Annotated in this window: 9 protein-coding genes; 6 read left to right on the top strand and 3 right to left on the bottom strand. The window is 66.4% G+C overall.

Translation table 11 applies throughout. The annotated features are described in order from the left end of the window. Window positions 1-250 precede the first annotated feature (250 nt). Together R1H25_RS13690 and maiA are read left to right on the top strand one after the other, a co-directional pair. The gene (locus R1H25_RS13690; RefSeq protein ID WP_208042935.1) at window positions 251-1,240 is read left to right on the top strand and encodes a fumarylacetoacetate hydrolase family protein; all 990 of its coding nucleotides are present in this window, start codon (window positions 251-253) and stop codon (window positions 1,238-1,240) included. A 14-nt stretch (window positions 1,241-1,254) separates the two neighbouring features. After that, window positions 1,255-1,923: a maleylacetoacetate isomerase gene (maiA, locus tag R1H25_RS13685; RefSeq protein WP_317223852.1), complete on the top strand. Its 669-nt coding sequence runs from the start codon at window positions 1,255-1,257 to the stop codon at window positions 1,921-1,923. A gap of 48 nt (window positions 1,924-1,971) precedes the next feature. Here maiA and R1H25_RS13680 read toward each other — a convergent pair whose 3' ends face one another. From R1H25_RS13680 to R1H25_RS13670, 3 genes are all read right to left on the bottom strand, one after another. Further along, window positions 1,972-3,432 (bottom strand): UdgX family uracil-DNA binding protein, encoded by a 1,461-nt coding sequence (locus R1H25_RS13680; RefSeq protein WP_317223851.1) that lies wholly within the window; start codon window positions 3,430-3,432, stop codon window positions 1,972-1,974. Continuing rightward, entirely contained in the window at window positions 3,413-4,696 is a 1,284-nt protein-coding gene (locus tag R1H25_RS13675; protein WP_317223850.1) for a putative DNA modification/repair radical SAM protein, read from the bottom strand. Before R1H25_RS13675 ends, R1H25_RS13680 begins: the two co-directional genes overlap by 20 nt. Before the next feature lie 130 nt (window positions 4,697-4,826). Further along, window positions 4,827-5,954 (bottom strand): PilT/PilU family type 4a pilus ATPase, encoded by a 1,128-nt coding sequence (locus R1H25_RS13670; protein WP_088480356.1) that lies wholly within the window; start codon window positions 5,952-5,954, stop codon window positions 4,827-4,829. Window positions 5,955-6,075: 121 nt separating this feature from the next. On the opposite strand from R1H25_RS13670, the gene R1H25_RS13665 reads away from it, so the two are divergent. The 4 genes from R1H25_RS13665 to R1H25_RS13650 all read left to right on the top strand — a co-directional run bounded on the left by R1H25_RS13665 (window position 6,076) and on the right by R1H25_RS13650 (window position 9,554). Beyond that, entirely contained in the window at window positions 6,076-6,441 is a 366-nt protein-coding gene (locus R1H25_RS13665; RefSeq protein ID WP_005415160.1) for a DUF4398 domain-containing protein, read from the top strand. After that, window positions 6,438-7,322, top strand: coding sequence for an OmpA family protein (locus tag R1H25_RS13660; RefSeq protein ID WP_080392877.1), 885 nt, complete (start codon window positions 6,438-6,440; stop codon window positions 7,320-7,322). Before R1H25_RS13665 ends, R1H25_RS13660 begins: the two co-directional genes overlap by 4 nt. Window positions 7,323-7,646: 324 nt before the next feature. Further along, complete coding sequence (locus tag R1H25_RS13655) at window positions 7,647-7,883, top strand: YdcH family protein (protein ID WP_005407964.1); 237 nt, start codon at window positions 7,647-7,649, stop codon at window positions 7,881-7,883. 300 nt (window positions 7,884-8,183) lie between these two features. Beyond that, the gene (locus tag R1H25_RS13650; protein WP_317223849.1) at window positions 8,184-9,554 is read left to right on the top strand and encodes a pyridoxal-phosphate dependent enzyme; all 1,371 of its coding nucleotides are present in this window, start codon (window positions 8,184-8,186) and stop codon (window positions 9,552-9,554) included. Window positions 9,555-9,589 lie beyond the last annotated feature (35 nt).

Raw genomic sequence — 9,589 nt, 5'->3', positions numbered from 1 at the left:
GGATGGCGCCATCGAGCCCCCAGGGATGGGTTTACGGCGTGTCCTGCCCACCCACACCGCCCCGCCCAACCAGCAGAACGCCAGAGCCGCTTTTGACGTTGCCGTTGCCGTTGCATTGAGCAGGTGCAGGGCTGCAAGCCCTGCCGAACCCCACTACGGTAGGGTGGCACGATGCCGCGCTGCAGCTTGGCGCCGCCGCATATTTGATTACACTTGAAACTTGTTTGCCCACGACTCCGGACACCCACCCATGAAGCTTGGTTCTTTGAAGGAAGGCGGCCGCGACGGCACCCTGATCGTCGTCTCGCGTGACCTGCGCCACGGCGTGCGCGCCACCGGCATTGCCGCCACCCTGCAGCAGGCCCTGGAGGACTGGAGCCACATCGCGCCGCGCCTGAACGCGCTGTACGAATCGCTCAACGCCGGCGACGCCGATGGCGTGTTCGACCTCGACCCGCAGGCGCTGGCCGCGCCGATGCCGCGCGCCTACGAATTCGTTGATGGCAGCGCCTACCTGCCGCATGTCGAGCGTGTGCGCCGCGCCCGTGGCGCCGAGGTGCCGGAAAGCTTCTACACCGATCCGCTGATGTACCAGGCCACCAGCGCCGGCTTCTACGGCCCGCGCGATGCGGTCAAGGTGGTCAGCGAGGACTACGGCATCGACCTGGAAGCGGAAATCGTGGTGATCACCGACGACGTACCGATGGCCGCCACCCCGGAACAGGCTGCGGGCCATATCCAGCTGGTCGGCCTGGTCAACGATGTTTCGTTGCGCAACCTGATCCCGGGCGAGCTGGCCAAGGGCTTCGGCTTCCTGCAGTCCAAGCCGCGTTCGGCGCTGTCGCCGGTGTTCGTCACCCCCGATGAGCTGGGTGCGGCCTGGCAGGACAGCAAGGTGCACCTGCCGCTGCTGACCCACATCAACGGGAAATGGTTCGGTGCGCCGGAAGCGGGCGTGGACATGCAGTTCAACTTCGCCCAGCTGGTCGCGCATGCGGCCAAGACCCGTCCGCTGGGCGCCGGTACCATCGTCGGCTCGGGCACCATCGCCAACCAAGACACCAGCAAGGGCGCATCGTGCTTCGCCGAGCAGCGCGTGGTCGAAACCCTGCGTGACGGCAAGCCGAGCACGCCGTTCATGTCCTTCGGCGACGTAGTCCGCATCGAGATGCTCGATGCCTCGGGCAACAGCATCTTCGGTGCGATCGAGCAGCGCATCGAACAGGCGGCCAAGCCCTGAGCATGGAGGCGGCGATGGACATCCTGGTTGACGACGGCATCGTGCTGTACACCTACTGGCGATCCAGCGCCGCCTACCGCGTGCGCATCGGCCTGGAGCTGAAGGGCCTGGCCTGGGAGGCGCGGCCGGTGCACCTGGTGCGCGAAGGCGGAGAGCAGCACCTGGACGCCTATCGCGCCCTCAATCCGCAGCAACTGGTGCCGACCCTGCTGCACGAGGGGCATGCGCTGACCCAGTCGCTGGCGATCCTCGAATACCTGGATGAGCGCTTCCCACAGGTGCCGCTGCTGCCGGCCGACGCCGTCGGCCGCGCGCGGGTGCGGGCCCTGGCCCAGCTGGTGGCCTGCGACATCCATCCGATCAACAACCTGCGGGTGATGCAGTACCTGGAGCGCAACCTGCAGCTGCCGGCCGATGCCCGCATGCAGTGGACCCTGCACTGGATGGCCGAAGGCTTTGCTGCGATGGAAGCGATGCTGGCCAACAGCCGCGACACCGGCACGTTCTGCCACGGCGACCGCCCCGGACTGGCCGACATCTGCCTGCTGCCGCAACTGTACAACGCACACCGCTTCGGCCTGGACCTGGCGCCGTACCCGACCCTGCGCCGTATCGAGGCGGCCTGCCAAGCGCTGGACGCCTTCGACAGCGCGCGTCCGGAAAACCAGCCCGACGCCACCTGATCCCAAAAAAGGGGACGGAGGGGATTACGTCGTAAGTGCACATACGACTTAATCCCCTCCGTCCCCTTTTTGCAGCAATCGCGCGAGGTCATCGCGGAACAACCGGTAGGCATCCTCGCGGCGTGCATCATCGCCCTGCCGCAGTACCCACGCCGGATGCACGGTGGCGTAGCCGCGGGTGCCATCCTCCAGCGTGTGCCAGCGTCCACGGTCGTGCGTCAGATTGAAATCACGGCCAAATACCGAGGCTGCCGCGGTAGCGCCCAGGCAGACGATGACCTGCGGCCGCACCCGCGCGATCTCGCCCATCAGCCATGGCCGGCAGGCCTGGATGTGGCGGCTTTCCGGACGCTTGTGCAGCCGGATCTTGCCGCGGCGCTCATGGTGGAAGTGCTTCACCGCATTGGTCAGGTACAGCGTGGCGCGATCGATTCCCAGCTCGGCCAGGGCACGGTCCAGCAGCTGGCCTGCCGGGCCGGCGAATGGCTGGCCGCGCAGATCCTCGGTATCACCAGGCTGCTCGCCGATCACCATCACCCGCGCATCGGCCGGCCCCTGGCCGAACACCGCCTGCGTGGCGGTCTCCCACAGCGGGCACTGGCGGCAGGCGCTGGCCTGCTGTCGCAGCGTCTGCAGGCTGCCGGTATCGGGGGGCGCCGACGCAGCGTCCCTACGCAGTGGAATCCTGCGCTGCGGTGCCTGCGCGGGCCGGTCATGCATTTCCTGCACGCGATCGCCCGCATCGCGCACCAGCTGCGGCAGCAACTGCGCCTCGGGCAGGTGGCGCCAGTACTTGGCCGGCATCTCCTGCATCATCATCCGTGTGTTGAGCCGCGCCGGATTGAAGATGTTGGCGTAGTAGGTCTGCCACAGCGACTCGAGTGCATCCTCGGCCGGGGCATCCTCGCGCCGCGCGCCGGGGCCGAAGGCAAGCGCCTGCCCATCCCAGGCGACGCTGCGCGAGGGGGTCAGTATCGCCCAGCGCATCCCGGTGAAGCGGCGTGCGAAGAAGGGGGCTACCCGATCAACGATGTGGTGCTCTGGCTCGAACCACGCGATGAAGGCATCGGGCTGGCCAGGCACCTCGCGGAATCGCACGAACGCTTTCATCTTGTGCGTATCTCGGCGAACGGCCTGGGCGAGTCCGTTCGCGCGCAGGACATCGGCATCGGCGGGGTTGGTCAGCACCGAACGCTCGCCATGAGTAATGCGCCACAGCAGGCGATACAGCAGGGCCAGACGCTGGGGGTCGCGATGACACAGGCAGGTCGCCGCCAGGTCGAGGAAGTCGCGCGGAACGCTGGGCGCAGCGGCATCGGCAGGCATCGGCGCCTGCTGTACGGCCGGCGCATCCAGCAGCGAAACCTCACTGCCTTCGATCCAGTCCAGCTGCGGCGGTGCCACGTCGCGCAGCAGTGCCTCGCGCGCGGCCTCGCGCCAAGGCTCCAGCGACCACGGCGGGTCCACACGCAGCGACCAGCGCTGCGCGTCAGGCGGCGGGCGGGGCATCGAACAACGAACCCTGCCGCGGGGGCGGCGCCAGCTGCGCGCGCAACGCGGCCGGATCATCCAGCGCCTTGCGCGGGTGGTGGTCGGCCAGCAGCACGAACGGTAGCAGCTTGCTCATCGGAGCCTTCAACCGGGCTACGTCGGCCACCCGCAGGCGGCCGTGCCGGCGTGCCATCAGCACCCGCTTCACGTTGCGCACGCCCAGTCCGGGTACGCGCAGCAGCAGCTCTTTCGGTGCGCGGTTGAGGTCCACGGGAAAGCGCTCGGGATGACGGATCGCCCAGGCCATCTTCGGATCGATATCCAGGTCCAGCATGCCGTCGCCGGCGCTGTCGGTGATCTCATCCACGCCATAGCCGTAGAAGCGCAACAGCCAATCGGCCTGGTACAGGCGATGTTCGCGCTGCAGTGGCGGTGGTTGAAGTGGCAGCTGGCGACTGGCATCTGGAATCGGGCTGAAGGCCGAGTAATACACCCGGCGCATGCGGTAGTTGCCATACAGCGCGTCGGCACTGGCCAGGATCTGCCGATCGTTGGCCCCATCAGCACCGACGATCATCTGCGTGCTTTGTCCGGCGGGTGCGAAACGGGGAGGGCGCGGGCGTGCACTGCGGCTGGCCGCCGGCGCCACCGCTGCGGGGGCCTTGCGAGCTTCCTTGGCTTCCTCGATGCGCCAGCGCAGTTCGCCCATCGCGCCGCGTATCGAATGCACCGTCTTCTCCGGCGCCAAGGCGCTCAGTCCGGCTTCGGTGGGAAGTTCCACGTTGATCGACAGGCGGTCGGCGTAACGCCCGGCACTGGCCAGCAGTTCCGGCGAGGCCTCGGGAATGGTCTTGAGGTGGATGTAGCCGGCATAGCGGTGTTCTTCGCGCAGCTGCCGTGACACCTCCACCATCTGCTCCATGGTGTAGTCCGCATTGCGGATGATGCCGCTGGAAAGGAACAACCCCTCGATGTAGTTGCGCTTGTAGAAGTCCAGGGTGAGCGCGACGACCTCATCCACGCTGAAGCGCGCACGGGGCACGTTGCTGGATACCCGGTTCACGCAGTAGGCGCAGTCGTAGACGCAGAAGTTGGTCAGCAGGATCTTCAGCAATGAAACGCAGCGGCCGTCCGGCGTATAGCTGTGGCAGATGCCCATGCCTTCGGTGCTGCCGATGCCGCCGCTGGCGCGCGAATCGCGTTTGCCCGAGCCGCTGGAGGCGCAGGAAGCGTCGTATTTGGCGGCATCGGCCAGTATGGCCAGCTTGCGGATGGTTTCCATTGAGGAAACCTACGGATGAGGGGTCTCATTGGATGAGACCGCCCCTGAACTATTCAGAAAAAGGGGGCGGAGGGGATTAAGTCGCAAGTGCACAAAAGACTTGATCCCCTCCGTCCCCTTTTTCGTGGCGTCAGAAGCCGTGGGTGATGCTGGGCGCGGCCGCAGAGAAGTCCGCGTACGGGTCGTGCTCGCCACTGCTGCCTTCGGACAGGCGGAACTTCAGGGCCAGGCCATCGCGCGAGTCGGCCGCACGCAGTGCTTCCTCCTGATCGATGACGCCGGCCTTGGCCAGCCGGAACAGGCACTGGTCGAAACTCTCCATGCCTTCTTCCAGCGAGCCTTCCATCGCCGCCTTGATCTCGTGCACCTGGCCGCGGCGCAGCAGGTCGCGGATCATCGGCGTGTTGATCAGCACCTCGGTGGCCGGCAGGCGACGGCCCTCCTTGTTCTTCACCAGACGCTGGCTGATCACCGCGCGCAGGTTCAGTGCCAGGTTCATCAGCACGTTCTTGTGCGCGCTTTCCGGGAAGAAGTTGAGGATGCGCTCGATGGTCTGGTCGGCGTTGTTGGAGTGCAGGGTAGCCAGGCACAGGTGGCCGGTCTCGGCGAAGGCGATGGCCGCCTCCATCGTTTCCGCATCCAGGATCTCGCCGATCAGGATCACGTCCGGCGCTTCACGCATCGCGTTCTTCAGCGCGTTGTGGAAGGCATGGGTGTCCAGCCCGACCTCGCGCTGGTTGACGATCGACATCTTGTGCTTGTGCAGGTACTCGATCGGATCCTCGATGGTGAGGATGTGACCGGTGGTGGTGCTGTTGCGGTGGTCGATCATCGATGCCAGCGACGTCGATTTGCCGGAACCGGTGGACCCCACCACCAGCACCAGCCCGCGCGGGGTCATGATGACGTCCTTCAGCACCTGCGGCAGGTTCAGTTCCTCGATGCTCGGGATGCGGCTGCGGATGGCGCGGATGACCATGCCGACTTCGCCCCGCTGCTTGAACACGTTGACGCGGAAGCGCCCGGCTTCGGGAAGGGCGATGGCCATGTTGAGCTCCAGCTCGCGCTCGAACTGCGGCACCTGGCCTTCGTCCATCAACGAGTAGGCGATTTTCTTGACCATGCCGGGCGGCAGGCCGGTGTTGCCCAGCGGATAAAGCTTCCCCTCGATCTTGATATAGACCGGTGCCCCGGTGGTCAGGAACATGTCCGAAGCGTTCTTTTCGGTCATCAGCTTCAGGAAGTAGCCGATATCCATTGCGAATTTTCCCCAACGAAACGGCCGACGCCCGTTGCCAGCACGGTGTCGGCTTGACGACAATGGCCGTGAACCGACAACCGGTACGGCCTCCCCAATGAAACGACTTAGCTTCGCACGAATGCGCCATGGCCTGTATGTGATGGCGTTTGCATTCGCACTGTCTGCCCCCGCCTGGGCGCAGGACGCCGCACTGGAACTGGCGCAGGCCCGGCAGGCGGTCGACAAGGCCACCCAGGCCGATGCCGACCAGTACGCCCCGGACCTGATCGGTCTGGCCCGCCAGGGGCTGGAGCAGGCCCAGCGCGCCGCCGGCGACCGCCGCGAGCGCAAGAACGCCCCGGCGATGGCCCTGCGCGCCGCCGCCGATGCCGACCTGGCCCGCGTCCGCAGCGAGGAGGCCACCGTCACCGCGCAGCTGCAGCTGCGCCGCAACGAGGTCAACCAGCTGCAACGCCAGCTGTCGACCGGGGAGGACCGCCGGTGAAGCCGATGACTGCCGCAACCCTGGCCGCGCTGCTGGCGCTGCCGCCCCTGGCCTTGGCCGCCGACAACCCGATGGTGGCGCAGCTGAGCCAGCGCCTGATGGCCATCCAGGCCAATCCCGACACCGCTGAGCTGGGTGCCTTCGAGCGCATGCAGGCCCAGCAGGCCATCGCCACCCTGGACAAGGCCAAGCGCCGCGACCAGGAGCTGGCCACCTACCTGGCCGAGCGCCGGGTGGAGATCGCCGAGACCGCCGTGCGCACCGCGATGGCCGCGCGCGAGGTCGACCGCCTGGAGCGGACCCGCAGCGACCTGCTGATCGAGGCCAGCCGCCGCGACGCCGCCCGTGCCCGTCAGGAAGCTGAGCAGCTGCGCATGCAGGCGCAGATGCAGGCCGAGGAGGCTGAGCGTCTGCGCCAGGCCGCCGAAGCCGAAACCCTGGCCCGCCAGGACGCCGAGAACGCCCTGACCAGCGTGGCCGGCAAGCAGCAGCAGCGCCTCAGCGCCGCCCAGCAGAACGCCGCCAAGCTGGCCCGCGAGGAAGCCGAGCTGGTGTCCGGGCAGAAGCTGCCGGGCTCGAAGTTCGACGGCCGTGGCGAAGTCTTCACTTTCAATGGTGACGCCTTCGCCACTGGCGCCTCCAGCCTGTCCGGCGGGGCCCGCAACCAGGCCAAGGCCCTGGCCGAGTACCTGAACATCGGCAAGAAGGGGCGCCTGCGTATCGAGGCCTATGACAGCGCCAATGGCGTGGGTCAGAAGCGTGCCGAAGCGCTGCGCGATGCCCTGGTCGCGGCGGGTGTCGCCAGCAACCGGATCCAGGTCAGCGGCAAGAAGGCGGCGTCCACCCGGGCGCGCTCGGCTGAGGTCATCATCGCCCCGTAATTGCTTGATATTGTTTGTTTTTCGTTGTGATGAGCATTCAGCCTGAACCCCGCCCCGGCGGGGTTCGGTCTTTTTGCCGCAGGGGTCTTGTACCCCGCCTTGAGCAGGCGTAGGGTCAATCGTCCGGGACGCAATGCCGCGGACCGGACGATGGGAGGGCCGGGCCGATGCAAACAGGGCGCGAACCGCAGCGAATCGACGTGCGCAGGCCAGTGCCGCAGGTCGTTGCAGGCGTCCAGGTGGCCATCGACCGGCGCTCCTCCATGAACAACGCCCCGTGCCTCGCGGCCGGGGCGTTCGTGTATCTGTCGAAGGAGGTCCATCATGTTTGAAGATCAGCCCCAGAGCGAGATCGACGCCCGCCGCGCGCGTGATCCGGAGTTCAGGGCACTCCATGACCAGCACCGCAAGTTGAACAAGAAGTGCATGGACGCGGAGTTGGGTGTACTCCCGATCGATGATGTCACCCTGGGTCGCATGAAGCGTGAGAAGCTGCTGGCCAAGCAACGACTTCTGCGAATGTACGAAACACCGCTCCCAACGACGTCCCCCACACTTTGACGCACCTCGTCACGCCCGGAACGGCGTGACCCGGCCATCGATGGCCCCGCCGGGCGCTCCTGCCCCGGCATCGCGGCACCGCCGATGAGGCGGCCGCGCCAAGGCACCACAAGCGGTGGTGCCTTGGCCTGCAGGTACGACTCACCGATGCGGGCGGTACCGGTCTCCTCGTCGATCCGGGGCCGTCCGCATCTCTTTTTGCGGGCTTGCGGCCCGGCGCCGCGCCGACCTGACATTCATCGCCATCCGACGGATAATCATCGGTCCGGCCCTGTGTGGCGCGAACCGAAAGTCCTCCGAATGCCCATCCATTCTTCCGTCCTCGAACTCATCGGCCAGACCCCGATCGTCAAGGCCCAGCGCCTGGACACCGGCGTCTGTGAGCTCTACCTGAAGCTGGAGAGCGCCAACCCGGGCGGATCGATCAAGGATCGCATCGGCCTGTCGATGATCGAGGCGGCAGAGCAGCGCGGCGACCTGAAGCCGGGCGCGACCCTGGTCGAGGGCACAGCCGGCAACACCGGCCTGGGCCTGGCCCTGGTGGCCCAGCAGAAGGGCTACAAGCTGATCCTGGTCGTTCCCGACAAAATGAGCCGGGAAAAGATCTTCAACCTGAAGGCGATGGGCGCCGAGGTGCGTCTGACCCGCTCGGACGTGGCCAAGGGCCATCCCGAGTATTACCAGGATCTGGCCAAGACCATCGCCGAACAGACCCCGGGCGCCTACTTCATCAACCAGTTCGGCAACCCGGACAACCCGGCCGCGCATGAATTCGGCACGGGCCCGGAAATCCTGGAACAGATGGGCGGCGATCTGGACGCCATCGTGTTCGGCTGCGGCAGCTCCGGCACCATGACCGGCCTGTCGCGCGCCTTCGCCAAGCTGTCGCCGAAGACCGAGCTGGTGCTCGCCGACCCGGTCGGCTCGATCCTGGCCGAGTACATCAACGACGGCAACCTGAATGACAAGTCGGGCAGCTGGCTGGTGGAAGGCATCGGCGAGGACTTCCTGCCGTCCATCTCCGATTTCAGCCGGGTGAAGAAGGCCTACGCCATCACCGACGGTGAGAGCTTCCATACCGCGCGCGAGCTGCTGGCGAAGGAAGGCATCCTCGGCGGCTCGTCCACCGGCACCCTGCTGGCGGCTGCGCTGAAGTACTGCAAGGAACAGACCACGCCGAAGAAGGTCCTGGTACTGGTCTGCGATACCGGCAACAAGTACCTGTCGAAGATGTACAACGACTACTGGATGCTGGACAACGGCTTCCTGGAGCGCCCACAGCACGGCGACCTGCGCGACCTGATCCTGCGCCCGTACGGCCAGCGCGATACCGTCGTGATCGGCCCGAACGATCTGTTGACCACGGCCTACCAGCGCATGAAGCTGTATGACGTGTCGCAGCTGCCGGTGATGGACGGTGACCAGCTGGTCGGCATCGTCGACGAAAGCGACGTGCTGCTGCATGTCTATGGCGATGAGGCCCGTTTCCGCGACAGCGTCGCTACCGCGATGGTCAGCAAGCTGGACCGGCTGGATGTGAAGTCGCCGATCGAGGCCCTGCTGCCGGTGTTCGACCGTGGCCAGGTCGCGATCGTGATGGACGGCGACGCCTTCCTGGGCCTGATCACCCGTATCGACCTGCTGAACTACCTGCGCCGTCGCGTGCAGTAAGCTGCTGATCGAAGACGTTCGCTGCTGAATCCCGG

This window comes from Stenotrophomonas veracruzanensis (assembly GCF_032911525.1).
Classification (GTDB): Bacteria; Pseudomonadota; Gammaproteobacteria; order Xanthomonadales; family Xanthomonadaceae; genus Stenotrophomonas; species Stenotrophomonas africana.
This window is presented reverse-complemented; position numbering and strand designations above follow the sequence as displayed.